At 51.7% G+C, this 26,078-nt stretch carries 22 protein-coding genes; 12 read left to right on the forward strand and 10 right to left on the reverse strand.

The annotated features are described in order from the left end of the window. Positions 1-2: 2 nt before the first annotated feature. Positions 3-2,417, reverse strand: a complete 2,415-nt coding sequence (gene ybbP, locus OH773_RS16500) for a putative ABC transporter permease subunit YbbP (protein ID WP_270140097.1) — start codon at positions 2,415-2,417, stop codon at positions 3-5. Continuing rightward, entirely contained in the window at positions 2,414-3,100 is a 687-nt protein-coding gene (gene ybbA / locus OH773_RS16505; protein WP_183271264.1) for a putative ABC transporter ATP-binding protein YbbA, read from the reverse strand. Before ybbA ends, ybbP begins: the two co-directional genes overlap by 4 nt. Here ybbA and tesA point away from each other — a divergent pair. The 6 genes from tesA (at position 3,068) to OH773_RS16535 (ending at position 8,398) form a co-directional block, all read left to right on the forward strand. Then, a complete protein-coding gene (gene tesA, locus OH773_RS16510; RefSeq protein ID WP_270140099.1) occupies positions 3,068-3,697 on the forward strand; it encodes a multifunctional acyl-CoA thioesterase I/protease I/lysophospholipase L1 in 630 nt (209 codons plus the stop codon). The two genes, ybbA and tesA, sit on opposite strands and share 33 nt — an antisense overlap. Before the next feature lie 28 nt (positions 3,698-3,725). Further along, entirely contained in the window at positions 3,726-4,496 is a 771-nt protein-coding gene (locus OH773_RS16515; RefSeq protein WP_270140102.1) for an SDR family oxidoreductase, read from the forward strand. A 58-nt stretch (positions 4,497-4,554) separates the two neighbouring features. Beyond that, positions 4,555-5,409, forward strand: a complete 855-nt coding sequence (locus tag OH773_RS16520; RefSeq protein WP_270140104.1) for a co-chaperone YbbN — start codon at positions 4,555-4,557, stop codon at positions 5,407-5,409. Positions 5,410-6,028: 619 nt separating this feature from the next. Further along, positions 6,029-6,823, forward strand: a complete 795-nt coding sequence (locus OH773_RS16525) for a DUF4225 domain-containing protein (RefSeq protein ID WP_270140106.1) — start codon at positions 6,029-6,031, stop codon at positions 6,821-6,823. 217 nt (positions 6,824-7,040) lie between these two features. Continuing rightward, positions 7,041-7,955: an SPFH domain-containing protein gene (locus tag OH773_RS16530; protein WP_270140108.1), complete on the forward strand. Its 915-nt coding sequence runs from the start codon at positions 7,041-7,043 to the stop codon at positions 7,953-7,955. Further along, positions 7,952-8,398 carry an NfeD family protein gene (locus tag OH773_RS16535; protein ID WP_270140110.1) on the forward strand — a complete coding sequence of 149 codons (447 nt, stop codon included), beginning with the start codon at positions 7,952-7,954 and terminating at the stop codon, positions 8,396-8,398. The genes OH773_RS16530 and OH773_RS16535 overlap by 4 nt, the downstream gene beginning before the upstream one ends. On the opposite strand, the gene cueR is transcribed toward OH773_RS16535, so the two are convergent. Continuing rightward, positions 8,395-8,805, reverse strand: coding sequence for a Cu(I)-responsive transcriptional regulator (gene cueR / locus OH773_RS16540; RefSeq protein ID WP_270140112.1), 411 nt, complete (start codon positions 8,803-8,805; stop codon positions 8,395-8,397). The genes OH773_RS16535 and cueR overlap by 4 nt on opposite strands. A gap of 71 nt (positions 8,806-8,876) precedes the next feature. On the opposite strand from cueR, the gene copA reads away from it, so the two are divergent. The 4 genes from copA (at position 8,877) to OH773_RS16560 (ending at position 13,989) form a co-directional block, all read left to right on the forward strand. Then, on the forward strand, positions 8,877-11,384 hold the full coding sequence (copA, locus tag OH773_RS16545) for a copper-exporting P-type ATPase CopA (protein WP_270145923.1): 2,508 nt from the start codon (positions 8,877-8,879) through the stop codon (positions 11,382-11,384). Between the two features lie 101 nt (positions 11,385-11,485). Then, positions 11,486-12,280: a TraB/GumN family protein gene (locus OH773_RS16550; protein WP_270140114.1), complete on the forward strand. Its 795-nt coding sequence runs from the start codon at positions 11,486-11,488 to the stop codon at positions 12,278-12,280. 250 nt (positions 12,281-12,530) lie between these two features. Continuing rightward, on the forward strand, positions 12,531-13,010 hold the full coding sequence (ybaK, locus tag OH773_RS16555; RefSeq protein ID WP_270140116.1) for a Cys-tRNA(Pro)/Cys-tRNA(Cys) deacylase YbaK: 480 nt from the start codon (positions 12,531-12,533) through the stop codon (positions 13,008-13,010). A 91-nt stretch (positions 13,011-13,101) separates the two neighbouring features. Further along, a complete protein-coding gene (locus tag OH773_RS16560) occupies positions 13,102-13,989 on the forward strand; it encodes an AraC family transcriptional regulator (RefSeq protein ID WP_270140118.1) in 888 nt (295 codons plus the stop codon). Positions 13,990-14,069: 80 nt separating this feature from the next. Here OH773_RS16560 and ushA read toward each other — a convergent pair whose 3' ends face one another. After that, positions 14,070-15,722 (reverse strand): bifunctional UDP-sugar hydrolase/5'-nucleotidase UshA, encoded by a 1,653-nt coding sequence (gene ushA / locus OH773_RS16565; protein WP_270140120.1) that lies wholly within the window; start codon positions 15,720-15,722, stop codon positions 14,070-14,072. 189 nt (positions 15,723-15,911) lie between these two features. Between ushA and OH773_RS16570 the strand changes: the two genes are divergently transcribed. Continuing rightward, positions 15,912-17,120, forward strand: coding sequence for an MFS transporter (locus tag OH773_RS16570; RefSeq protein WP_270140122.1), 1,209 nt, complete (start codon positions 15,912-15,914; stop codon positions 17,118-17,120). 219 nt (positions 17,121-17,339) lie between these two features. Continuing rightward, on the forward strand, positions 17,340-19,016 hold the full coding sequence (gene ybaL / locus OH773_RS16575) for a YbaL family putative K(+) efflux transporter (protein WP_270140124.1): 1,677 nt from the start codon (positions 17,340-17,342) through the stop codon (positions 19,014-19,016). A gap of 103 nt (positions 19,017-19,119) precedes the next feature. On the opposite strand, the gene OH773_RS16580 is transcribed toward ybaL, so the two are convergent. The 6 genes from OH773_RS16580 to OH773_RS16605 form a co-directional block, all read right to left on the reverse strand. Further along, on the reverse strand, positions 19,120-20,424 hold the full coding sequence (locus tag OH773_RS16580) for an inosine/guanosine kinase (RefSeq protein WP_183271277.1): 1,305 nt from the start codon (positions 20,422-20,424) through the stop codon (positions 19,120-19,122). Between the two features lie 63 nt (positions 20,425-20,487). Beyond that, positions 20,488-21,450, reverse strand: coding sequence for a ferrochelatase (hemH, locus tag OH773_RS16585; protein ID WP_270140128.1), 963 nt, complete (start codon positions 21,448-21,450; stop codon positions 20,488-20,490). A 134-nt stretch (positions 21,451-21,584) separates the two neighbouring features. Next, positions 21,585-22,229, reverse strand: a complete 645-nt coding sequence (gene adk, locus OH773_RS16590; RefSeq protein WP_270140130.1) for an adenylate kinase — start codon at positions 22,227-22,229, stop codon at positions 21,585-21,587. Between the two features lie 209 nt (positions 22,230-22,438). Continuing rightward, positions 22,439-24,313: a molecular chaperone HtpG gene (gene htpG / locus OH773_RS16595; RefSeq protein WP_270145925.1), complete on the reverse strand. Its 1,875-nt coding sequence runs from the start codon at positions 24,311-24,313 to the stop codon at positions 22,439-22,441. Positions 24,314-24,428: 115 nt separating this feature from the next. Next, positions 24,429-25,034, reverse strand: a complete 606-nt coding sequence (recR, locus tag OH773_RS16600) for a recombination mediator RecR (protein ID WP_270140132.1) — start codon at positions 25,032-25,034, stop codon at positions 24,429-24,431. A gap of 107 nt (positions 25,035-25,141) precedes the next feature. Beyond that, positions 25,142-26,011, reverse strand: a complete 870-nt coding sequence (locus OH773_RS16605; protein ID WP_270140134.1) for a pirin family protein — start codon at positions 26,009-26,011, stop codon at positions 25,142-25,144. Positions 26,012-26,078 lie beyond the last annotated feature (67 nt).

Here is a 26,078-nt window from a genome sequence, read left to right on the forward strand (position 1 = left end):
TGTCAGCCAACAAACTGACGGAATAGCGCTTTACCGTTCAACAGGCGCACACCTAACCAACCACCGCAGAGCGAAAGCAACACCGCGCCGCTCACAGGCAGAATAACCCACAGCCGCCAGTCGGGTTCCCACGGGAAATCAAACACCCGGGTTTGCAGCAGCCCAAGCGCGGTTTCAGCCCCGATGGCAGCAACCAGCCCGGACACCAGACCCAGCACCGCAAACTCGCACCACAATGTCGTGCGTAGCAGGCGTTTCCCAGCCCCGAGCGTGCGGTACACTACCAGCTCTTGATGGCGTTGACGCATGCCGACCTGAACCTGGGCCAGCAGCAGCAAGACACCACAGGCCGTCACCAACACTACCATCACTTCCAGCGCCCGGCTGACCTGCTCCAGCACCTGTCCGACCTGGCGCAGAATTGCACCAATATCCAGCAAGCTGACCGTTGGGAATTCACGGTTAAGCTGCGTCAACATGCCGTTCTTCCCTTCCCAGCGGAAACTGGTTAACCAACTTTGCGGCTGGTTATCAAGTGCTCCCGGCGGGAAGATAAAGTAGAAGTTTGGACGCAGGCTTTCCCAGTCGACTTTACGCAGGCTGGTGACTTTGGCTGAGAAATCCTGGGTATCGCCCATAAACGTGACGGTATCACCCAGTCCTATTTTCAGCCGTTTCGCGACACCTTCGTCCATCGACACTTCACCCGCTTTCGGTGGCCAGGAGCCCGCGAGAATTGGGTTATGCGCCGGTTTCTGGCTCTGCCACGTCAGATTCAGCTCACGATTGAGCGCTTCATCCGGATTCCCTTCCGTCGATTTTCCGTTTATCGCCGTCATACGCACGCGCACAATCGGGTAGAACGATTCCGGGATAATCTGGTGCTCAGCCAAAAACTCCTTCACCGGCTGAACTTGTTCCGTGGCAATGTTTAGCAGGAAATAGTTCGGGCTTTCAGGCGGCAATTGTTGCTGCCAGCGGTCGAGTAAATCGCCACGCAGCACTAACAGTAAAGCCAATAGCATAAACGACAGCGAGAACGCCGCCAGTTGGCTTAACGTGGCCCAAGGCTGGCGCAGCAAGCGGTTCACCGCCAGGCGCAGCGCGAGGTTTTTCAGCGTCAGCTTTTTCAGCAGTTTCAACACGCCCCAGCCAACAATGCCACACAGCGCCGCCAGCACTACCGTTCCTGCCAGTACCGCCCACAGCAGTGTGCTTCCGCCCATCAGTAGCGCTAACAGCGCCACCACGACTATCGAGATAATCGGCAGATAGATTTTCAAAGGCCAGACATTGGCTACCGCGTCACGGCGTAAAACCCTCAGCGGTTGCGTTGCCAGTAATAATCGATAAGGACGCAGACCCACCAACAGCGAAATCACCACCATCGAACCGACTGCCCAAACCCATGGCCAGAGGCTGGCAGGAGGGAGTGCCGCAGGTAAAACAGGCTTCAGCAGGCGCATTAACACCGCCTCAAACACCAGTCCCGCTGCACCACCGGTTATCGCGGCGAGTGCCAGCACCATCAGCCATTGGCCGATAATCAATTTACGCAGTGCGGCACGCCCGGCCCCAAGGGTTTTCAGGATAGCCACTAAATCGTAACGGCTGCGGCAATAATGGTTCATCGCCACAGCAACGGCGGCGACAGCCAGCAGCAGGGTCAAAAGCGCGGACAACAGCAAGAACTGTTGCGACCTTTCGAGGGATTTCCCGAGCGCGCCGTCATCTTGCTCCATGCCGTACCAACGTTGTTCAGGCTTCAGCTTCGGCAGCAGATAGTTTTCAAATTTATCGAGCTGCTGCGCCGTACCGCCAAATTTGTAGCGCCAGGTGATGCGGCTGCCCGGTTGTATCGCGCCGGTTTTTTCCACATCAGCCAGGTTCATCATTAAGCGCGGTGCCATCTGGAACGGGTTAAAACCAGAATCAGGTTCCTGAATAACTTCCCCGGCAATACGCAGCGTGGTGTCACCCACGTCCAGCGAATCCCCGACTTTAAGATTCAGCAATGCCATCAGACGCGGTGCCAGCAGCACGCTTCCCGGCTCCGGCTTCAAACCCGGCGGATTGGTGTCGAGTTGTCCATACATCGGATAGATGTCATCTACCGCTTTGACGGACGCCAGTTGCGGCGTGTCTCCAGCAAATGTCATGGTGGCAAAAGTCAGCTGTTTGCCAACTTTCAAGCCATCTTTTTGCGCCTGATCCAACCATTCTTGCGGAACTTCACGCGCACTACGTAACGCGCGGTCGCCCGCCATAAAGTCGCGACTTTGCTGATTAAGCCCTTGTTCCATGCGATCGCTGATATTCCCCAGCGCCAGTACACACGCCACCGCCAGGCTCAACGCCAGCCAGACAATCAGTAATGATGGCGAGCGCCATTCGCGCCAGAACCAGCGAGCAATCATGCTTCCTCCCACAATTTACCTTCACGCAGACGCAGGCGGCGGTCACAGCGTGCAGCCAGTTGTTCGTCATGCGTGACGAGGATAAGCGTAGTGGCGAAATCACGATTCAGAGAAAAGAGTAAATCTGCGATGCGGTCGCCGGTGTGGCGGTCGAGATTGCCGGTAGGCTCATCGGCAAATAACACCCCAGGACGTCCATTAAACGCGCGAGCCAGCGCCACACGTTGTTGTTCGCCGCCCGAAAGTTGCGCCGGAAGATGATCCATACGTTTGCCAAGCCCGAGCTGTTCGAGCAAAGCTTTGGCCTGCGCGCGGCTGGAAGCATCGTTTTCACCGCGCAGTAGCGCCGGAAGTTCGACGTTTTCCAACGCGTTAAGCGTCGGCACAAGCATGAATGACTGGAACACAAAACCGACGTTTTTCGCCCGTAGCGCCGCTCGTGCCTCTTCATCCATGGTGTGTAACGGCTGGCCGCAGAGGTGAACTTCCCCGTCGCTGCCATCATCCAACCCTGCGAGGATCGCCAGTAGTGTAGACTTCCCGGAACCTGACTCCCCGATTAACGCAATGGTCTGCGCCGGTTTGACAACCAGCTCAACTCCAGTAAGGATGGAGAGCTGATGTTCCCCCTGACCCACGGACTTACTAAGATGATGAACTTCAACAATGTTTTCCGCTGGCATGTGCCCTTCCTGTTTCTGGCTTTCTTGACCATTCGCGCCGCACATGCGGACACGTTGCTGATTTTGGGTGATAGCCTGAGTGCCGGGTACAGAATGTCTGCAACCGCGGCCTGGCCTGCGCTGCTGGATGCGAAATGGCACCAGCAAAATACCAGAGTTGTGAACGCCAGTATTAGTGGCGACACCGCACCGCAAGGGCTGGCGCGGCTACCAACGCTACTGAAACAACATCAGCCTCGCTGGGTCTTAATTGAACTTGGTGGCAACGATGGACTGCGTGGTTTTCAGCCACAAGCCATCGAAAAAAGTCTGCGCCAGATAATCACCGATGTGAAAGCGGCAAAGGCACAACCTTTGCTGATGCAAATACGTCTGCCGGCAAACTACGGTCGCCGTTATAATGAGGCGTTTAGCGCTATTTATCCGCAACTTGCCAAAGAGTTCTCCATCCCTCTACTGCCATTTTTTATGGAGGAGATCTATTTGAAACCGCAATGGATGCAGGATGACGGTATACATCCGAACAGTGATGCCCAGCCGTTTATTGCCGACTGGATGTCCTCCCGTCTGGCACCTTTAGTAAAACACGACTCATAACCAATCGGAGCTTCGCGCGGGTAAAGTTATGCAAAAATCAGTTTTAATTACAGGTTGTTCCAGTGGTATTGGTCTTGCCTGCGCACAAGATTTAAAACAACAGGGTTACCGCGTTCTGGCCGCCTGCCGCAAGAGCGAAGATGTCGAACGCATGAATCAAGCCGGATTTACCGGCGTATTGCTCGATCTCGACTCCCCTGAAAGCGTGCAAGCCGCGGCAGCAGAGGTTATCGATCTTACGGGTAATCGTCTGTACGGGCTGTTTAATAATGGTGGATTTGGTGTTTATGGGCCGCTACAAACGCTTTCTCGCGAACAGCTTGAGCAGCAATTTTCGACCAATTTATTTGGCACCCATCAACTGACAATGCTGTTGCTTCCGGCGATGATCCCGCATCGTGAAGGGCGAATCGTGATGACCAGTTCGGTCATGGGATTGGTTTCCACGCCGGGTCGTGGAGCCTATGCTGCCAGCAAATATGCGCTGGAAGCGTGGTCTGATGCGCTGCGCATGGAACTGCATCACAGCGGTATTAAAGTCAGTTTGATTGAGCCAGGGCCAATTCGTACGCAGTTTTCGCAAAACGTAAACCAGACGCAAGCCGACCATCCGGTAGAAAATCCGGGGATCGCCGCACGCTTTACGCTTGGCCCGGAAGCAGTGGTGGTAAAAGTGCGCCATGCTTTTGAGAGTCCGAATCCAAAATTACGCTATCCGGTCACGCTAGTCGCCCATGCTTTAACATGGTTGCGTCGTCTGTTACCGGGTCGCATGTTAGATAAAATTTTACGTGGTTAGTTGAAGCACCCGCCGCCAACCCCCATGTAAAAAACAAATCTTGAAAAGAGAGTGACTCATGTCTGCACAGTACAATATCGATATCACCGAAGCGAACCTGCACCAGACGCTAGAACAATCCGTTACTACGCCGGTGCTGTTTTACTTCTGGTCGGCGCGCAGCCAACATTGCGAACAACTCACGCCGGTTCTGGACAAACTTGCCGCACAGTATCAGGGGCAATTTCTGCTCGCCAAAGTGGACTGCGATGCCGAGCAAATGGTCGCATCACAGTTTGGTTTGCGCAGCATTCCTACCGTGTACTTGTTCCAGAATGGCCAACCGGTAGACGGTTTCCAGGGGCCGCAACCAGAAGAAGCAATTCGCGCCCTGCTGGAAAAAGTGCTGCCGCGTGAAGAAGAGTTGAAAGCGCAAGAAGCGATGCTGCTGATGCAAGAAGGCAAACACGCTGAAGCGCTGCCGTTGCTCAAAGATGCGTGGCAACTGTCTGAGCAAAACAGCGAAATTGGCCTGATGCTGGCGGAAGTTCAAATTGCGCTTAATCGCAGCGAAGACGCTGAAGCGGTGCTGAAAACCATTCCATTACAGGATCAAGACAGCCGTTATCAAGGGCTGGTTGCTCAGATTGAGCTGCTGAAGCAAGCGGCTGACACCCCCGAGATCCAATTGCTGCAACAACAGGTTGAGCAAGATCCTGAAAATGCACTGTTAGCCAGCCAACTGGCGCTGCAACTGCATCAGGTCGGGCGCAATGAAGAAGCGCTAGAATTGCTGTATATCCATCTGAAAAAAGACCTCGGTGCCGCAGATGGGCAAGTGCGCAAAATGATGATGGAAATCCTTGCCGCCCTCGGAACAGGTGACGCACTAGCATCTAAATATCGCCGCCAAATTTATTCGTTGCTCTATTAATTCAATTTTCTTTCCGGTGCGGGAATCGAATAGATTTCCGCATTTATTATTAAGCGTAGCACCTAAAAAGGCATAGCCATTTTCTGGCAATAAATTCAATAAAGTACAAAATATTTTATTTATCATCACACTCCTTTACTAATTATTTCTCATTTCTTCACGTGAAATCATTTCGGGAAAGCAGTATTGTTGACAATCATTTTTCGATGTTATTACATAAAAAAATTGATTTGATATCAGCACGCTCAAAAATTTGATCAAGATCGTTTACTTTATGTTTCCCCAGAAAAAGGATTTCATATGGAAGATGGTGAGTTAAAAAAAAGGCTAATTAAGCTTGGATTAAATGAATTTGAAGCAAAAACCCTTATGCAAACATCTGAATACCAGAAAATCAGCATCACCAGGGCATTTGCAAGAAGCTTCGTCGGTACATATACATGTGTATTCGCCTTATTGATAGTTTACATACTTTTCATTTGGAACATGAATAGTAAAGAGATTGCACTATTTTCATTCTTGTATTTATCTTTAATAATTCTCATGTGTTTTCTTACTCCTATTTTCAAAGGGTTATTCTGGAGTCTGAAAGTTTTAATTAATCTAAGAGGCTTGTAACATGAATGGATACTCTGTCGATGCCCTTAACAGAAAAAGAGATGATATTTATAATCTAGCAGTACGTATCACATTCGATTATATGATTACACCACAGATGAGAAGTGGTTTTGTCGCCTCACAATATGCAGAGTCAACTTTCTATATTAAAGAATACTACGCTGGAAGTTCATCTTTTGGCGAAGCTATGTCAGAATTAGATAAACAACATACAGAGCTTAGATCAAGAGAAATAGATTTACTATATGAAAGACTGAATTTTTTTGTAATAGCTGAGAAAAATGAAGATCGAAATTCTTTTAAAACAATAACGCTGAAAAGAGTTGGTTTTGTTGGGGGTGCATTGCAATTTTTCGGAGGGGTGGGAGTATGTTATGCAGGTAAAGGTGCTGCTTGTGCGCGTTACGGAACCCCAATGATGGCACATGGAGCAGAGAATTTTTGGGAGAATGGCTATTATCTTGTATACCGGGAAGATCCCAAAAGTATGCCTCTCCGAAATGCCTACAGAGATGTAGCCAAGCTTCTTGGAGGCGATAATAGATCGGGTGATATTTCTTACTCTATAGGGGATCTTGCGCTATCGACAGCATCCTTATTCAGGCCATCCCTTAAAGCTGACACTGGGAAATTGTTTCATTACATCAAAGATGATTTCATCATTGGCTGGAAAGAAATGGGGCTTTCCGGATTAATTGCCGAAGGTGTCGGAGACGGGGCTACAGGATACTCGATTCAACAACTCAGCCAAACTAATGACATACAAAATATTTTAAATAAAGAGAAAAATAAGTAATACATAAATTTCACGACCTCATCAACAGCATAGTTAATGGGGTTGTGTTTGCCATGAATAAACTCTCGTTTCGAAAACTCTACGGTCGATAGCAAATCACCACTTCTGTAAAGTCTAAGTTCGCTCCTCTTAAAAACGAAATCAGGACCGGGAAGTCGCTGTATGTTTCTGCATAACGGGTTAGACTTACATCAAAATAACAATGGAGGTTTTTTTGATGTTAATCGTCATTCCTGTACTGATCCTCGTCGCGCTGATTATCGTCGGCGCCGGGGTAAAAATCGTGCCGCAAGGTTACCAATGGACCGTGGAGCGCTTCGGCCGGTACACCAACACACTGATGCCAGGCTTAAGCCTTGTGGTGCCGTTCATGGACCGCATTGGCCGCAAAATCAATATGATGGAGCAAGTCCTGGACATCCCTTCCCAGGAAGTCATCTCTAAAGATAACGCCAACGTCGCCATCGATGCCGTGTGCTTTATTCAGGTTGTTGACGCGCCGCGTGCGGCCTATGAAGTCAGTAATCTTGAACTCGCCATCATTAACCTCACCATGACCAACATTCGTACGGTGCTGGGTTCTATGGAGCTTGATGAAATGCTATCGCAGCGTGACAACATCAATACGCGCCTGCTGCATATCGTGGATGAAGCGACGAATCCATGGGGGATCAAAATCACCCGTATCGAGATCCGTGATGTGCGCCCACCGGCTGAACTGATTGACGCGATGAATGCTCAGATGAAAGCCGAGCGTACTAAACGTGCATATATTCTGGAAGCCGAAGGGATCCGCCAGGCTGAAATTGTTAAAGCCGAAGGGGATAAGCAGTCGAAAATCCTGAAGGCTGAAGGTGAACGCCAGTCTGCCTTCCTGCAAGCGGAAGCTCGTGAACGTAGTGCTGAAGCGGAAGCACGTGCAACGCAAATGGTGTCCGAAGCTATCGCCAAAGGGGATATTCAGGCGATTAACTACTTTGTAGCCCAGAAATATACCGACGCGTTGCAGCACATTGGCTCATCCAATAACAGCAAAGTGGTGTTAATGCCGCTGGATGCCACCAGCCTGATGGGGTCTATTGCCGGGATTAGCGAACTTATCGCGCAAAGCGGTAACGAGCGTAAAAAATGATAACCCTGCTGTTTGCTCATGCACATATCTTCTGGCTGACGTTAGGTGGCCTGTTGCTGGCCGCTGAAATGCTCGGTGCCAGCGGTTATCTGCTGTGGAGCGGCGTTGCAGCAGTGTTGACCGGTTTGCTGGTATGGATTGTGCCATTAGGCTGGGAATGGCAAGGCGTTTGCTTTGCCGTTCTCACGCTGGTTGCTGCATTTTTGTGGTGGCGCTGGCTGTCAACACGTAAGCAGCAAGAGCCGGGCGAAGTGCTCAATCAGCGCGGCCATCAGCTCATTGGCAGGCGCTTGCGTCTGGAAACCAATCTGGTGAATGGCCGGGGCCATATCCGCGTGGCGGATAGCTCATGGCCCGTCATGGCCGAGAGTGATTTAACCGCGGGCACTGAAGTTGTGGTGGTCGCGGTTGAAGGCATCACGTTGAAAATACAGGCGGTTTAAGCCTTTTCCTGGCGATGACAGCAGCCTGAAAGATTGTCGATAATGGGGCAATCTGCGCTGTCATCACCCGGGCAGGATTCGGCAAGTGCCAACAATTGCTGGCGCATGGCCTGCAATTCGCTGATGTGTTTCTCAATGTCTGCCACTTTCTGCAACGTGCGCGCTTTTACATCCGCACTGTGTCGCGCCGGATCATTGAACAAGTTAACCAGTTCCCCGCATTCTTCAAGATTAAACCCGACCTGGCGCGCCTGGCGCAGTAATGTCAGCTCATCCAGTTGCTTTTGCGTGTAAGTTCGGTAGCCGTTTTCGCCACGGCTCGGCACCGTCACCAACCCCTTCTCTTCGTAAAAACGGATCGCTTTGCTGGTTAAACCGGTCTTTTTGGCAACATCGCTAATATTCACTTTTCCCCCTTGACCTTCCCCTGACTGGAAGGTTTAAGCTTACCACAATCTCAAAAACAAGGAGTCTGATGATGTCTCATGTAATCGATCTCAACCTTGATGGCCTGACTTGCGGCCATTGCGTTAAACGCGTGAAGGAAAGCCTGGAAAAACGTCCTGACGTTGAACAGGCCGAGGTGACGCAAACTCACGCCAGCGTAACGGGTACTGCTTCCGCTGAGGAGTTAATCGACACGGTGAAACAAGCTGGGTATGAAGCAACGGCGGCCAGCCACCCAAAGTCTGATCCGCTGGTAGAGTCATCAATCCCGTCGGAAGCACTGACAGCGGCATCCACCTCGCTTCCGACAGCCACCGAAGATGACGACGATAGCCAACAGTTGTTGATCAACGGGATGAGCTGCGCCAGTTGTGTGACCCGGGTACAAAGTGCGTTACAAAACGTCCCCGGGGTCAGCATGGCGCGGGTAAACCTTGCCGAGCGCAGCGCCCTGATTATGGGCTCTGCCTCCGCCGAATCATTAGTTAAAGCCGTTGAAAGCGTCGGTTACAGCGCTGAAGCCATTGAAGATGATGCGAAACGCCGTGAACGTCAGCAAGAAACCGCCAACGCTGCCGTTAAGCGTTTCCGCTGGCAGGCGATTCTGGCGCTGGCCGTCGGTATTCCCGTGATGGTATGGGGAATGTTCGGTGACAATATGATGGTTACCGACGACAACCGTTCGTTGTGGCTGGCTATCGGCATTGTCACGCTAGGCGTCATGGTGTTCGCTGGCGGGCATTTCTATCGCAGCGCCTGGCGTAGCTTGCTCAACAAAACCGCCACCATGGATACGCTGGTCGCGCTGGGTACCGGTGCCGCGTGGATCTACTCCATTACCGTCAACATTTGGCCGCAGCACTTCCCGATGGAAGCACGCCATCTTTATTACGAAGCCAGTGCGATGATTATCGGTCTGATTAACCTCGGACATATGCTCGAGCAACGCGCCCGCCAACGTTCTTCGAAAGCGCTGGAACGCCTGCTTGATTTAACGCCGCCTACCGCACGAGTGGTCACTGAGGAAGGTGAGAAAAGTGTCCCGCTGGCTGAAGTGACCGCAGGGATGGTACTGCGATTGACTACCGGTGACCGCGTACCGGTCGATGGTGAAATCACCCAAGGCGAAGCCTGGTTTGACGAAGCGATGCTGACCGGCGAGCCGGTGCCGCAACAAAAATCAACTGATGAGCCGATTCACGCAGGAACCGTGGTGCAAGACGGTAGCGTGCTGTTCCGCGCTACCGCAACAGGTAGCCACACCACGCTTTCACGTATTATCCGTATGGTGCGCCAGGCGCAGAGCAGTAAGCCGGAAATCGGCCAGCTTGCCGATAAAATCTCGGCGGTGTTTGTTCCCGTCGTCGTGCTCATTGCGCTGTTTAGCGCCGCAATCTGGTACTTCTTCGGCCCAGCTCCGCAAATCATTTATACGTTGGTGATTGCGACTACCGTGCTGATTATTGCCTGCCCTTGTGCGTTGGGCCTGGCAACACCGATGTCGATTATTTCTGGTGTGGGCCGTGCCGCTGAGTTTGGTGTTTTAGTCCGTGATGCCGACGCGCTGCAACGCGCCAGTACGCTCGATACTATCGTGTTTGATAAAACCGGGACACTGACCGAAGGTAAGCCGCAAGTGGTCGCGGTCGTCACTGACAATAATTGGTCTGAGGCTGACACGTTGAGGCTCGCAGGCGCTCTGGAACAAGGCTCAAGCCACCCGTTGGCTCGCGCGATTCTGGATAAAACAGACGGTGTAGCGCTACCACAAGTGAACGGCTTCCGCACCTTACGTGGGTTGGGTGTCAGCGGTGAAACCGAAGGGCATCAGTTGTTACTCGGCAACAAAGCGCTGATGGATGAGCAAAATGTGGATACCGCCCAGATGGCGGCAGAAATTGAAGCTCAGGCCAGCCGTGGCGCAACACCGGTTCTGCTGGCGGCCGATGGCAAACTGGTCGCACTATTTGCCATCCGCGATCCCCTGCGCGCCGACAGCGTTAGCGCGTTGCAACGCTTGCACCGTAACGGTTATCGCCTGGTGATGTTGACCGGGGATAACCCAACAACGGCTAACGCGATTGCGAAAGAAGCCGGTATTGACGAAGTGATCGCAGGTGTCTTACCGGATGGCAAAGCCGATGCAATCAAAAAGCTGCAACAGCAGGGCCGCCAGGTGGCAATGGTCGGCGATGGGATCAACGATGCGCCAGCATTAGCGCAGGCTGAAGTTGGGATTGCGATGGGCGGAGGGAGTGATGTCGCTATCGAAACCGCCGCCATTACGCTGATGCGCCACAGTTTGGTTGGGGTGGCTGACGCGCTGGCGATATCCAAAGCTACGCTGCGCAATATGAAGCAGAACCTGTTAGGGGCGTTTGTCTATAACACCCTGGGGATCCCAATTGCCGCCGGGATTTTGTATCCACTGACCGGCACGTTACTCAACCCAGTGGTTGCCGGGGCCGCCATGGCGCTGTCATCCATTACCGTGGTCAGTAACGCCAACCGTTTGTTGCGCTTTAAACCGAAAGACTGACCTTGCCTCCCCGCTTCCACCGAAGCGGGGAAATTTGCGCCCAGCGCATTGCAGCGGTAGCATGACTTTTTAGCCATCTATTTATCCAGGAATAGAGCTATATGGGTCTGTTGCAAAAAATGAGCACGCTTTTCTCTCGCTTCACTGCCGCGACTTATCCCTGGCCCGCGCTTGATATCACACTTCCAGGTAACCGCTCGCTGCACCTGGTCGGCAGTATTCATATGGGCACATGCGACATGGCACCGCTGTCCGAAAAGTTGATAAACAAACTCAGGGATGCCGACGCGCTAATTGTTGAGGCTGACATCACTGAGAGTGGTTCCCCCTTCCCCGATATTCCCGATAACCTGCCGCTAGAGCAGCGCCTGTCTGCCGAAAATTGGGCACAGGTGATGTCGCTAATCGAGGAATTGGGCATCCCGTTGAGCCAAATTGATAACCAACCGGCCTGGCAAATAGCCCTGGTACTGCAAGCTCACCAGGCGCAACGCCTCGGTTTGCGTGCCAATTACGGGATTGATTTTCAGTTACTGGAAGCCGCAAAAGCGATGGCGGTTCCAGTGATTGAACTGGAAGGTGCGCAGCATCAAATTGATATCCTCACCCGTTTGCCCGATGGTGGTATGCCGCTGTTAACCGACACGCTAACGCACTGGCACACGAATGCTCGCCTGCTGCAAATGATGATCAGTTGGTGGTTGGAAGCACCGCCGCAGAGTGGGAATGCGCAATTGCCGAACACGTTTGGCGACGAACTCTACGATGTACTAATGCATCAGCGTAACCTTGCGTGGCAGCATTTCCTGCAGCAATTACCCGCCGGGCGCTATGTCGTTGCCGTCGGCGCATTGCATTTGTATGGAAAGGGAAATTTACCCGAGTTATTGAAGTGATACCCGCAATCATACGAGTGGCAGGACGGTGGCGAGAGATAAAAAAACGGCCAATATCGCTATTGGCCCGTCAAAGAGGAATTTGTATATTGTTGTAGTTATTCTAACCAATTTAATGGCCAGAAATGGAATTGTCGCTCAATGTGACGATTAACGCCATCACTATTAAGTCTCAATATAATTTTTATAAAACATATCACGTTGTTTACTAGATCGTGCGCTTTTAAGACAAAGCCACCAGGAAGGTTATATGACACCAGCAGTAAAACTTCTCGAAAAAAACCGCATTTCATTTCAATTACATGCTTACGACCACGATCCCAGCGAGACAAATTTTGGTGACGAAGTCGTGCGTAAGCTGGGTCTGAATGCAGAACAAGTCTACAAAACCTTACTGGTCGCAATCAACGGCGATATGAAGCAACTCGCGGTAGCCGTCACGCCGGTTTCGGGTCAATTGGATTTGAAGAAAGTGGCTAAAGCATTGGGTGCCAAGAAAGTCGATATGGCCGACCCGATGGTGGCACAACGCATCACTGGTTATCTGGTTGGCGGTATTAGTCCGCTGGGGCAAAAGAAACGCCTGCCGACAGTCATCGACGCCCCCGCACAGAATTTTCCTTCTATCTATGTTTCAGGAGGCAAGCGCGGGCTGGATATTGAACTGGCCGCCGCCGATCTCGCAAAACTGCTGAATGCGACCTTTGCAGAGATTGCCCGTCGCGATTGACGCACTTACCAGGAAATCCTCCTAAAAGAGCAATTTCAGTCAGGAAGACATTCTCGGTCACTGGCAAAGTAAACGCCTTGAGGGAGGAATAATGAATAGCGAAAGACATCAACTTTATGCCCGGCGTTTTGAGCAAGTTTTTGCCTATATCGAACAGCATCTGGACAGCGCACTAACCGTCGAGCAACTCAGCGAAGTCGCCTGTTTTTCGCGTTTTCACTTTCATCGGCAATTCAGCCAATTTTGTGGAATCAGCATTAGCCGTTACATCACGCTAATGCGGTTAAAAAGGGCCTCTTTCCGGCTGGTCAACGACCCACAGGAAAGAGTCATTAACATTGCCCTTGATGCCGGATTTGAAAATCCTGAATCATTTTCCCGAGCCTTCAAAAATACCTTCGGCCTGACGCCCAGCGAGTTTCGCAAAGCTCCTGTCTGGGTTGACTGGCATGTACATTTTCAATTTCCCGGAAGGGAAAATCAGCAGAGGCTTGAAAATATGGATGTGAAAATTATTACCGTCAAACCGATGAAGGTGGCAGTGCTGGAACATCTTGGTGACCCGATGCGGGTCAATAATACGGTTGCGACGTTTATTGAGTGGCGTAAAGCATCAGGGCTTTCAGACTACATTACGCATGGGACTTATGGTGTGCCGTACAGCGACCCGGCGACAACGCAGGGTGAAGAGTTTCGTTTCGATGTTTGCGGGGAGTTAAGCAAAGAAGCCAACGGCCAGGTTCCAGAAAATCCGCAGGGTGTTATCTGTAAAACCTTGCCCGGTGGCCGTTGTGCAGTGGTTCGACATGTCGGGGCCTACGAGCGCATCAGCGATAGCGTTTACTATCTTTATCGCCAGTGGTTGCCGCAAAGTGGTGAGGAATTACGCGATTTCCCGGTCTATTTCCGCTACCTGGAGTTGGATCAAAATCACCCGGAACATGCGCAGCAGACAGACATTTTGTTGCCGTTGAAATAGCCCTCAGAAAACCAAGCCAAGAAAGAGCACGGACAGTCCCCTCTCCCTTTGGGAGAGGGTTAGGGTGAGGGGAAATGCTCTTACTGCCAGCTCACTTCCCCCTTCGGCTCGTAAGCATTCACATCAAGCGGAGAATTTTGCTCGATATACTGTTTCAGCACTTCCGCATCCACAAAACCGGTATTCACGTAGCCCGGTTTTTTGTCGATTTCTGGATATCCATCGCCACCGGAAGCGTTAAAGTTCAAGGTCGCCATACGGTAAGTTTTTGCGGGATCCACCGGCTCACCTTTGATTTTCAAATCTTGCAGGCCTGCAGCTGTTGCCACAAAGCTGACATTTGAGAACTGCGGATACGCGCCGGAGTCAGGTTTCTTCTGCGCAACCGCGCTCAGATACTCGACCACATCTTTTCCCGTCATATCGATATACGTGACGGTATTCCCAAATGGCTGCACTTTCAGCACGTCTTTATAGGTGATGTCTCCGGCTTCAATAGAATCACGGATACCGCCGCCGCTCATGACGGCAAAGTCAGCACTGGTGCGCGCCATTTGCGCCGCAAGCAGCAGGTGCGCAAGGTTAGTTTGCACAAAACGCACTTTGCTGCGATCGCCTTCCATGTGGCCGTTAACACTGCCCACTTTAACATTCAGCTGTGCCTGACCTTTATTCTGGAATGGCGTCAGCAGTGAGAGCATCTGCTGGTTTTCAGGGATCTGCGGCGTGTAGAGCACGCGCTCACTTTCACCGTTATCGTAAGTTATCTTTTTCTTCAGGTTGATGGGGATAAGCTGGTAATGCACCAATTTCATTTCACCATTACGGAACTCGAAATCAGCACGGCCAACGTATTTGCCCCACTCATGCGCCTGAACAATCCAGATCCCGTTTTGCTGATCCGGTGCGCAAGGTGTGCCGGGTACGTAATCAACCTGCTTTTTATTCTCGGCAGCCATACAGACTGGGTTTTGCGAGTGTCCACCCACAATCATCGTCAGCGCGCCAGCCGGCAGACTGCGAGCCATTTCCACATCGCCCGGCGCGTTAGAACCATGTTGACCGTTATCGTAGTGGCCCATATGCGTTGCCGCGATCAAGACGTCTGGTTTTTCAGTCGATTGCAGCTCCTGAATCACCAGTTTTGCTTCATCAGCTGGTTTGCGGAATTCGATGTCGACGAAGTTTTCCGGATTGCCAATTTTTGCCGTGTCGTCCGTGGTTAAACCGATAACCGCGATTTTAATACCCTGTGGCTTGAAGATAGCCCACGGTTTAAACAGGCGCTCGCCGGTGCTTTTCTGGTAAATGTTGGCCGACAGCAGTGGGAATTTGGCCCATTTTTCTTGCTGGCGTAAAACAGAGAGCGGGTTGTCGAATTCATGGTTGCCGATAGCCATCGCATCGTAGCCAATCAGATTCATGCCACGGAAATCAGGCTCCGCATCCTGCAAGTCGGATTCAGGAACCCCAGTGTTGATGTCACCGCCAGACAGAAGCAGCACGCTGCCACCCTGCTCTGCCACCTCTTTACGAATGCTATCGACCAGCGTTTTTTGCGCAGCCAGTCCGTATTCCGCGTGTTCATTACGCCAAAAATGACCATGGTGATCGTTGGTGTGCAGAATGGTGATGTTATAGGTTTTATCTTTTTCCCATGCCAGTGCAGACGCGCTGGTCAGGCTAACTGCCATCAGCAGTGCTGTGGCCACCCCTTTCACTACGAACTTCATCTTAAATCTCCATATTCATTAAATGCTTGCGCATCAATAGCAGACAGCGACTAGCATAGACAAATAACTTTTCACGATTGTGACTTTCTTCGGAACTTTTCAGAAGGTATGTTAGCAGGGTAACGATATTCTACGGTTCCTCCCGTGAGCCGTTCTAAAATATAATAATCAAATCTATTACAGGTACTTATGGCAATCTCGGAACAAACTCTCGCGGCGACGGAGCCTAAAAAGGCGCGCACTGCGTTCGGAATTCTTGGAGCAATCAGCCTTTCTCATTTGCTCAACGATATGATTCAGTCGCTTATTCTGGCCCTCTACCCGCTTTTACAAAGCGAGTTTTCGCTGAGTTTTGTCCAGATTGGGATGATAACGCTGACCTTCCAGGTCACATCATCACTGCTTCAGCCGGTAGTAGGATACTACACCGACAAATACCCGATGCCATGGTCATTGCCGATTGGTATGTGCTTCACACTTTGCGGATTAGTGATTCTGGCCATGGCCGGGAGTTTCCCGATGGTGTTACTGGCGGCAGCGCTCGTGGGCACAGGTTCTTCGGTGTTTCACCCGGAATCTTCCAGGGTAGCGCGTATGGCATCCGGCGGACGTCATGGCCTTGCGCAGTCTCTGTTCCAGGTCGGCGGTAATTTTGGTAGCTCATTAGGCCCGTTGCTAGCCGCGCTGATTATCGCCCCTTACGGCAAAGGTAACGTCGGCTGGTTTGTGCTGGCAGCCCTGTTGGCGATTATTGTCTTGCTGCAGATTAGCCGCTGGTATGCCGCGCAGCATCGCATGGCAAAAGGTAAAGCCGCCGCACCGGTGGTTAACCCGCTCCCACGCAAAAAAGTGATTCAGGCGGTGAGCGTTTTGCTGGTGCTGATTTTCTCCAAGTACTTTTATATGGCGAGTATCAGCAGCTATTACACCTTCTATCTGATGCACAAATTCGGTTTGTCGGTGCAAAACGCCCAGTTCCATCTGTTTGCTTTCTTATTTGCGGTGGCAGCAGGCACCGTGATTGGCGGGCCGGTAGGCGACAAGATTGGCCGTAAATATGTCATCTGGGGTTCAATCCTCGGCGTCGCGCCATTCACCCTTTTCCTGCCGTATGTTTCGCTGGAATGGACGGGGATCCTGACCGTGATTATCGGCTTTATCCTCGCCTCCGCGTTTTCAGCCATTCTGGTGTATGCGCAAGAGTTGATGCCAGGACGCATCGGTATGGTTTCCGGGCTGTTCTTCGGTTTTGCCTTTGGTATGGGGGGTTTGGGTGCTGCGGTGCTCGGTCTGGTCGCCGACCATACAAGCATCGAGTTAGTTTATAAAATATGTGCTTTCCTGCCACTTCTGGGGATACTGACCATATTCTTGCCTGACAATCGTCATAAGTCATAGTTATAAGGGCCAGAGAAGCACTCTGGCCCATCACTCCCGCCATGTATCTCCAGACCTTTCTTAAATTAAGCGTATAAAACTCCCATCAGACACTGCTTTTTGTCTAAATGCGCCTTATATCCAATATTCACTGATTTTACATCTACATCGATGGAAAAATTGTCATAAACTAAAAGTAGATTATTGGATCTGATTTTTGACGAGACGAAAGGAGACGGAATGCATCACGCCACCCCGCTTATCACCACCATTGTTGGAGGCCTGGTATTGGCCTTTTTACTCGGTATGCTCGCCAACAAGCTGCGAATATCACCATTGGTGGGTTACTTATTAGCTGGGGTATTAGCTGGCCCTTTTACGCCAGGTTTTGTCGCGGATACTAAACTTGCCCCTGAATTGGCAGAACTGGGCGTTATCCTGCTGATGTTTGGCGTGGGTTTGCACTTTTCGTTGAAGGATTTGATGGCGGTAAAGGCCATCGCCATCCCAGGAGCTATCGCCCAGATTGGTGTGGCGACGCTTCTGGGAATGGCGCTGTCATCGCTGATGGGCTGGTCGCTGATGACCGGTATCGTGTTCGGCCTGTGTCTTTCCACCGCCAGTACCGTGGTGTTGCTACGTGCGTTAGAAGAACGGCAATTAATTGACAGCCAGCGCGGGCAAATCGCGATTGGCTGGTTGATTGTTGAAGATCTGGTGATGGTATTAACACTGGTTCTGTTGCCTGCGGTTGCCGGTATGATGGAAAAAGGCGACGTCGGTTTTGCGACTCTGGCGCTGGACATGGGGCTGACTATCGGCAAAGTGGTGGCGTTTATCGCGATTATGCTGATTGTAGGTCGCCGCCTGGTGCCGTGGATTCTGGCGCGCAGTGCCGCAACGGGCTCACGCGAACTGTTTACCCTGGCCGTTCTCGCGCTGGCGCTTGGCATTGCCTTTGGTGCGGTCGAACTGTTCGATGTGTCATTTGCACTGGGTGCGTTCTTTGCCGGGATGGTACTCAACGAGTCCGAGCTGAGCCATCGTGCCGCTCATGACACACTCCCGCTACGCGACGCTTTCGCAGTACTATTTTTCGTCTCGGTCGGCATGTTGTTCGACCCGATGATTCTGATTCAGGAACCGCTCGCGGTCATTGGCACCGTCGCTATTATTATCTTTGGCAAATCTTTGGCGGCCTTCTTCCTGGTGCGCCTGTTTGGTCACTCACAACGTACCGCATTAACCATCGCCACAAGCCTTGCGCAAATCGGTGAATTTGCTTTCATCCTTGCGGGTCTGGGAATGGCGCTGAATCTGTTGCCACAGACTGGGCAAAATCTGGTGCTGGCCGGCGCGATTTTGTCGATTATGCTCAATCCCATTTTGTTTGCGGTACTTGAGCGTTATCTCGCGAAAACCGAAACGCTGGAAGAACAAACCCTCGAAGAAGCCATTGAGGACGAGAAGCAGATCCCGGTGGATATTTGCAATCACGCGCTGTTGGTGGGCTTTGGTCGCGTAGGGAGTTTGCTGGGCGAGAAGTTAATGGCTCAGGGCATTCCGTTAGTGGTGATTGAAACCTCCCGTAGCCGGGTTGATGAATTGCGCGAGCGTGGGATCCGTGCAGTACTCGGTAATGCCGCTAATGAAGAGATCATGAATCTCGCCCATCTTGATTGTGCGCGTTGGTTGTTGTTGACGATTCCGAACGGTTACGAGGCCGGTGAGATTGTCGCGACAGCGCGCGCGAAATATCCGGACATCGAGATAATCGCCCGCGCCCATTATGACGATGAGGTGGATTACATCACCGAGCGTGGTGCGAATCAGGTGGTGATGGGCGAGCGTGAGATCGCCAATACGATGATGGGGATGTTGGATAAGCCGGTGGTTCAGGAAACGGTGACGGGTTAAGTTTTCGCCCTCACCCCGACCTTCTCCCCGAGGGAGAAGGGGAAAAACGGACTATCCCCTCTCCTGTGGGAGAGGGTTAGGGTGAGGGCAAAAAACGCGGCGATTAACGCTCCCAGTAAGACTCTTCGAGACTATCTTCGCGCTCTGGCAAACCCCGCGTCAGACGCGGAGAATGCTGGTTCAATACCTGATAACTCACACGGTTCGCGTATTTGCACACCTGCGCCAAAGACGAATAAGTCAGCCAGGTAAACTGATGTTTACTGGAATTTGGCACGTTAGAGCGGTGATAATTATTTGCCGTAATATCATGCAGTAATGCCGCCAGCGCACCATCACCCGCGCCATTGGTATTCATAATTTTCTCAGGCCCACCCATATAAGGTGCGATGTGCGAGAAAATACGCATCGGGTTCTGGCAATCTTTATGGCGCATGGCACGGCTAAATTCGTACTGGTTAAATTCAGCGATCGCACCTGGCAACAGCGGATGTTGCGTAGTGCGTTTAGCTGACTCTTCAGTAAAGGCCGCCATGTACAGCCCGACCGGCCCGGCGGTACACAATACTAAATCGACCCAATCCAGCGCTTTATCGGCCGCCAGCAGCGGATCGTTTTCACCTGTCAGCGCCAGCCCTTCTTCTTCGTTCATCGCCAGAATCGAGACATGCTCTTTCAGGAATGCCTGCCACCATTCTGGGTTTTCGGCAATAACGTATTTGGTGCCCAGCGTCAGCACTACCGGTACGTTGTACTTTTTCGCGTAAGCGATAGCCTGCATGGTCGCTTCCGGCATTGGCTCGCCATCTTTGCAACGCACCAAATATGAGGTCAACACCAGCGCAGACGCACCGGCAATGACCTCTTCAGGAATGCTATCGGCGCGTAGCTGGTTCATATGACCCGGGCTAATGGCAAAGGTACGTTCACCCTGCTCGCCGATCAGCGTAAAGCAGCGGCCAATTGCACCGTCCACACCTTGCAAGTAGTTGAGGTCAGTACGGCTGGAGGTATTGCACAGGTAGCGGTAGGCGTAGCTACCGATTTCGATATTGCTGCACATCACGCCCAGCAAAACAGAGCGGTCATCGGCCAGAACCGAATAGTTGTGCATCGTATTGCCAATGGTGCCGCCGGCAAACTGGTGAGTAATCAGATCTTTTTGCACCAGTTCCTGATATAGCGCTTCGGCCACATCGTCTTCAATCACCAGTGAATGGCCGAAACTCAAACCGTAACGATGTACAAACTCGTCATCCACTTTGGCTTCGATATCCACCAACGTTTGATCGATCCCGACGACCCAGGAAGTGCCAGTTTCATTTTCAGGCTGAGCCTGTTGCAGTAAAGGATCGCGTGCGCTCACCGGGAAGTAGTGTTTGGATTTTCGTTTGCCGGGAAATTTCATGATGTTGTTCGGAAGTAGCTAATCAGGCCGGAAATGGTAGCACATTAACGGCCAAAAGCGGGATCAGCGATATTTTTCTACAAGGCTCATCATCATTGCGATGTGCGCTGGGTCATCATTGAGGGCAGGAATATATTCATATTTGGTGCCACCCGCCTCGAGGAACACTTCACGGTTTTGCACCGCCATCTCTTCGAGGGTTTCGAGGCAATCGGCGGAGAAACCAGGGCACATGACCTGAATATGTTTCACCCCTTTTTCAGCGAGCATTTTGAGCGTTTCATCGGTATACGGCATCAACCAGGGCTCGCGGCCAAAGCGCGACTGATAGGTCATCATCACTTTTTCTGGTGGCAGTTCGAGGGCGGAAAGCAACTCGCGCGTGGTGTCGCGGCAACGCTGCGGATAATCATCGCCTTCGTTGGCATAGCGCTGCGGAATTCCATGGTAGGAAAGCAGCAAAACATCCGGCTCGCCGTGCTGGGCAAAAGAGTGTTTGACCGAAGCCACCAGCGCATTGATGTATGAGGTGTTATCGGCATAGTCACGAATCAGGGAAATCGACGGCAGCGAACGGTAGTTGGCAAAAATGCGACCTAATTCATCCCAGACTGCGGCAACGGTAGAACAAGAGAATTGTGGATACAGCGGCAGCACGACGATGTGATCAACGTTGTGAGACAAAAGTTCGTCCACTGCACTTTTCAAAGACGGTGAGCCATAGCTCATGCCGAGCGCGACTGGAGTACCCGGCATTTGCGCCGCCAGAGCGACTTGCTGACGTCGGCTATAAACAAGCAGCGGCGAGCCTTCGTCCATCCAGACGGACTGATACAGCTTTGCAACCCGTGAGGAGCGCAGCGGTAAAATCACGCCTCGCAGCAGTGGCCACCACAGCAGACGCGGGGTATCAACGACGCGTTTGTCGCTGAGAAACTGGCGCAAGTAGCGTTTTACTGCCGCCGGAGTAGGGGCATCAGGTGTGCCAAGGTTTGCCAGTAAAACACCCACTTTTTCCTGATTCATTTCCACTCCTTATCAACAAATTGCTGACAATTGTAACGTAAAAGTGGCACAGGAGAACCGATTACAGCGAAAGGGTAAAAAATGGATAAAAAAATACCAGGAACAAGTCCTGGTATTTTTATATCAGCAATAAATTAGCCGAGGATTTTAGCCAGCTCTGCGCTCACTTCGGTCACTTTACGCGTACCGTCAATTTTTGCGTATTTGGTGTTACCCGCTTGCGCTTCTTTGCTGTAGTAAGAGATCAGCGGAGCTGTCATCTGATGGTATTCCACCAGGCGCTTACGCACTGTTTCTTCCTGATCGTCTTTACGGGTGGTCAGCTCTTCGCCAGTCACATCGTCTTTGCCTTCCACTTTTGGTGGATTGAAGGTGACGTGGTAAACGCGGCCAGATGGCGCATGTACACGACGACCGACGATACGCTCAACAATCAGTTCGTCTGGTACTGCGAATTCCAGAACGACGTCCACGTTGATGCCAGCTTCTTTCATCGCATCAGCCTGTGGAATGGTACGAGGGAAACCATCAAGCAGGAAACCATTGCGGCAATCTTCCTGGGTAATACGCTCTTTCACCAGAGCGATAACCAGTTCATCTGTAACCAGTTTCCCGGCGTCCATGATGTCTTTTGCTTGTTTACCCAGCTCTGAGCCAGATTTTACTGCGGCACGCAGCATGTCACCGGTGGAGATTTGCGGAATGCCATATTTCTCCATGATGAACTGAGCCTGAGTTCCTTTACCTGCGCCCGGAGCGCCAAGCAGAATAATACGCATTGCGTAATTCCCCATTCGTTTTGATTTTTGTGAATTAGATTTGAAGCGATGACCTTACCATTAAAGGCGTATTCACCTCAAGAATGGCAGGTATTTCAGATGGGGTTAGTTGGTTTGAAATGCCCTCACCCCGGCCCTCTCCCACAGGAGAGGGGAAAATGCTAACTGTCCCCTCTCCCTAAGGGAGAGGGTTAGGGTGAGGGAAAAACTTAGGAAGCCAGCAATTGATTCATACGGCGAATGAATTGGTTTGGATCCTCCAGGGTGCCACGTTCAGCTAACAGAGCCTGGTCGAGCAGTAATTCGACCCATTCGCCGAACTGCGCTTCATCCTGAGTATCCGCAACACGTTTCACCAGGCCGTGATCCGGGTTCAGCTCGAAGATGTACTTCACTTCTGGCACTTCCTGACCCGCAGCAGCAAACAATTTCGCCATTTGCGTGCTCATGTCGTTGCTGTCAGTGGTCACGATAGCTGGCGTGTCGGTCAAACGGTGCGTCAGGCGCACTTCTTTAACACGCTCGCCCAGCAGAGTTTTCACGCGGTCAACAAATGGCTCAAGCGCTTTTTCAGCTTCTTTCGCTTCTGGCGTCTCTTCGTCAGCCAATTTCTCCAGCGTCTCATCAGTCTTACTGACTGACTGGAATGCTTTGCCGTCGAACTCAGTCAGATAGCTCATCATCCACTCATCGATACGGTCAGAAAGCAGCAGAACTTCGATGCCTTTCTTACGCAGCAGTTCCAGATGCGGGCTGCTCTTCGCGGCCGCATAGCTGTCAGCGGTGATGTAGTAAATCTTCTCCTGGCCTTCTTTCATGCGTGAAACGTACTCTTCCAGCGACACAGTTTGTGCAGCAGAATCGGTATGTGTCGTCGCAAAGCGCAGCAGTTTAGCGATAGTTTCCTGGTTCGCATTATCTTCAGCAGGGCCTTCTTTCAGTACCAGGCCAAAGTTTTTCCAGAAGGTTTGGTATTTTTCGCTGTCGTCTTTCGCCAGTTTTTCCAGCATCTGCAATACGCGTTTGGTCAGCGCACTACGCAGGTTCTGAGTCACACGGCTGTCTTGCAGAATTTCACGCGACACGTTCAGCGGCAGATCGTTGGAATCTATCAGGCCGCGCACAAAGCGCAGGTAGTTCGGCATGAACTGTTCTGCGTCGTCCATGATGAACACGCGCTGCACGTACAGTTTCAGGCCGTGTTTATGATCGCGATTCCACATATCCCATGGCGCCTGGGACGGGATGTACAGCAGGCTGGTGTACTCTTGTTTCCCTTCCACGCGGTTGTGGCTATAGGTCAACGGGTCGGTGAAGTCATGAGCGACATGCTTGTAGAACTCGTTGTACTCTTCGTCTTTAATTTCAGACTTGCTACGGGTCCACAGCGCCTGAGCTTTGTTGATTTTTTCCCAGCCGAGGATAGTTTCGCCATCTTTCTCTTCACGGGTTTCAATCTCAACCGGCAGAGCGATGTGATCGGAATACTTGCCGATGATTGAGCGCACACGCCAGTCATCTAAGAACTCGTCTTCACCTTCGCGCAGGTGCAGAGTAATTTCGGTACCGCGATCGGCTTTGGTGATATCCGCAACGGTATATTCGCCCGCACCTTCAGATTCCCAGAACACGGCTTGATCCGCTGGAACACCCGCCGCACGCGTACGCACGGTCACTTTGTCCGCCACGATAAATGCAGAGTAGAAGCCCACACCAAACTGGCCGATAAGCTGGCTGTCTTTCGCCTGGTCGGAACCCATAGATTCGAGGAAAGCTTTGGTGCCAGATTTTGCAATGGTCCCGAGATGATCAATCGCTTCGTCGCGTGTCATACCGATGCCGTTATCAGCAATCGTCAGAGTGCGTTTTTCTTTATCAAATGAGACACGCACACGCAGCTCACCGTCACCCTCGTAAAGATCGGCCTGGGACAGCGCGCGGAAGCGCAATTTGTCTGCCGCATCGGAGGCGTTGGAGATCAGCTCACGCAGGAAAATTTCTTTATTTGAGTAGAGGGAGTGGATCATCAGGTGCAGAAGTTGTTTCACTTCAGACTGGAAGCCACGAGTCTCTTGTCCTTTCATGGTCATTGATACCTCAACAAAATCAAAATACAGGGGTGATGAAAACGTTGAGGGAGATATGAGGATAAGCGGAGGAGATTTCAAGCGGGGGAGAAAAGAATCTCCCCATTTTCAACTAGAACGTAATCTTATGTCGCCCTGCTAACGAATGCGAAAGCGTGGTGCCATCGACCATTTCCAGCTCGCCACCCACCGGCACGCCGTGCGCGATACGGCTGGCATCTACGCCATATTGCCCACAAAGTTCGGCGATATAGTTCGCTGTGGCTTCACCTTCAACCGTTGGGTTGGTTGCAAGGATGAGCTCTTTGATAGTTTCGTGCTCAAGGCGCTGTTCCAGCCTGTCGAGGCCGATATCCTGGGGACCAATGCCGTCGAGCGGTGAAAGATGCCCCATCAACACAAAATAGCGTCCAGAGAATTGACCCGTCGCTTCAATCGCATGGATATCCGCAGGCGTTTCCACCACGCAAATTTGGCCATTTTCCTGGCGGCGTGGATTGGAACAAATGGCGCAGACTTCTTGTTCGGTAAAAGTACGGCAATCCGCGCAGTGACCAATTTCGGACATTGCACGCGTGAGAGCTTGCGCTAGTCGCATTCCGCCGCTGCGATCGCGTTGCAGGAGCGCGAATGCCATACGTTGAGCTGACTTCGGGCCAACACCTGGCAGGCAGCGTAGGGATTCCATAAGGGCGGTAAGTAAAGGACTGGTTTGCATCGCTCAGACTTCTGAAAAAAGAGTGGGACATAGCCTAACATTAGCCCAGCGGACGGGCATAGAAAAAGATATTCCCCCTGCGGGATGTCTCGCACAGGGGGAATGATTTACGCGATATTCTGGCCAAAACGACCCTGATTGAAATCGTCGATAGCCTCTTTAATTTCTTCACGGGTGTTCATCACAAACGGCCCGTAACCCACCACTGGCTCATTGAGTGGTTCACCGCTCAGCACCAGCACAACGGCGTCGTTATTGGCTTCAAGCGTGACGGTTTCGCCTTTTGCATCTAGTACCACCAGCTGCGCCTCACGAGCAATTTCCTCACCGTTAACCTGCACCGTGCCTTTCAGCACAACCAGTGCAGTGTTCCAGCCGTCAGGCAGCGTCAGTTGTGTGGTGCTTTGCGCATTCAGACGCACATCCAATACGCGCAGCGGTGAAAACGTGCGTGCTGGGCCTTTACTGCCATCCATTTCACCCGCGATAACACGAACCTGACCTGCGTTATCGGGCAATGTCACTACCGGAATATCCGCATCGGTAATCGACTGGTAGTTCGGAGGCGTTGACTTGTCCTTCGCCGGCAGATTGACCCACAGTTGAACCATTTCCAGGGTGCCGCCCTTCTCGCTGAACGCTGGCGAATGGAACTCTTCGTGCAAAATCCCGTTACCGGCCGTCATCCATTGCACATCGCCCGGGCCAATCACCCCGCCACTGCCGGTGGAGTCACGGTGCGCCACCTCACCTTTGTAGACGATAGTGACCGTTTCAAAACCGCGATGCGGATGCACATCAACACCACGTTGCCCTTTGTTGCTCGGTTTAAAATCCGCCGGGCCTGCGTAGTCCAGCAGCAAAAATGGGCTGAGCTGTTTTTCAAATTTCGAATAGGAGAACAGTGAACGAACCGGGAATCCATCACCCACCCAGTGGGAAGCCGGTGCGGAATACACGCCTAAAATTGATTTCATCGTTATCTCCATTGAGTGTCGATTTCTGTTGAGTTAAAGCTTACTCATAAGACGAAAATCCCGGTAG

The sequence above is a fragment of the Buttiauxella sp. WJP83 genome (assembly GCF_027594725.1).
Classification (GTDB): domain Bacteria; phylum Pseudomonadota; class Gammaproteobacteria; order Enterobacterales; family Enterobacteriaceae; genus Buttiauxella; species Buttiauxella selenatireducens.

Bases quoted from the DNA above. Each gene is read 5' to 3' on its own strand.
- ybbP (WP_270140097.1), bottom strand. From the start codon at position 2,417: ATGATTGCTCGCTGGTTCTGGCGCGAATGGCGCTCGCCATCATTACTG.
- tesA (WP_270140099.1), top strand. From the start codon at position 3,068: ATGATGAACTTCAACAATGTTTTCCGCTGGCATGTGCCCTTCCTGTTT.
- ybbA (WP_183271264.1), bottom strand. From the start codon at position 3,100: ATGCCAGCGGAAAACATTGTTGAAGTTCATCATCTTAGTAAGTCCGTG.
- OH773_RS16515 (WP_270140102.1), top strand. From the start codon at position 3,726: ATGCAAAAATCAGTTTTAATTACAGGTTGTTCCAGTGGTATTGGTCTT.
- OH773_RS16520 (WP_270140104.1), top strand. From the start codon at position 4,555: ATGTCTGCACAGTACAATATCGATATCACCGAAGCGAACCTGCACCAG.
- OH773_RS16525 (WP_270140106.1), top strand. From the start codon at position 6,029: ATGAATGGATACTCTGTCGATGCCCTTAACAGAAAAAGAGATGATATT.
- OH773_RS16530 (WP_270140108.1), top strand. From the start codon at position 7,041: ATGTTAATCGTCATTCCTGTACTGATCCTCGTCGCGCTGATTATCGTC.
- OH773_RS16535 (WP_270140110.1), top strand. From the start codon at position 7,952: ATGATAACCCTGCTGTTTGCTCATGCACATATCTTCTGGCTGACGTTA.
- copA (WP_270145923.1), top strand. From the start codon at position 8,877: ATGTCTCATGTAATCGATCTCAACCTTGATGGCCTGACTTGCGGCCAT.
- OH773_RS16550 (WP_270140114.1), top strand. From the start codon at position 11,486: ATGGGTCTGTTGCAAAAAATGAGCACGCTTTTCTCTCGCTTCACTGCC.
- ybaK (WP_270140116.1), top strand. From the start codon at position 12,531: ATGACACCAGCAGTAAAACTTCTCGAAAAAAACCGCATTTCATTTCAA.
- OH773_RS16560 (WP_270140118.1), top strand. From the start codon at position 13,102: ATGAATAGCGAAAGACATCAACTTTATGCCCGGCGTTTTGAGCAAGTT.
- ushA (WP_270140120.1), bottom strand. From the start codon at position 15,722: ATGAAGTTCGTAGTGAAAGGGGTGGCCACAGCACTGCTGATGGCAGTT.
- OH773_RS16570 (WP_270140122.1), top strand. From the start codon at position 15,912: ATGGCAATCTCGGAACAAACTCTCGCGGCGACGGAGCCTAAAAAGGCG.
- ybaL (WP_270140124.1), top strand. From the start codon at position 17,340: ATGCATCACGCCACCCCGCTTATCACCACCATTGTTGGAGGCCTGGTA.
- OH773_RS16580 (WP_183271277.1), bottom strand. From the start codon at position 20,424: ATGAAATTTCCCGGCAAACGAAAATCCAAACACTACTTCCCGGTGAGC.
- hemH (WP_270140128.1), bottom strand. From the start codon at position 21,450: ATGAATCAGGAAAAAGTGGGTGTTTTACTGGCAAACCTTGGCACACCT.
- adk (WP_270140130.1), bottom strand. From the start codon at position 22,229: ATGCGTATTATTCTGCTTGGCGCTCCGGGCGCAGGTAAAGGAACTCAG.
- htpG (WP_270145925.1), bottom strand. From the start codon at position 24,313: ATGAAAGGACAAGAGACTCGTGGCTTCCAGTCTGAAGTGAAACAACTT.
- recR (WP_270140132.1), bottom strand. From the start codon at position 25,034: ATGCAAACCAGTCCTTTACTTACCGCCCTTATGGAATCCCTACGCTGC.
- OH773_RS16605 (WP_270140134.1), bottom strand. From the start codon at position 26,011: ATGAAATCAATTTTAGGCGTGTATTCCGCACCGGCTTCCCACTGGGTG.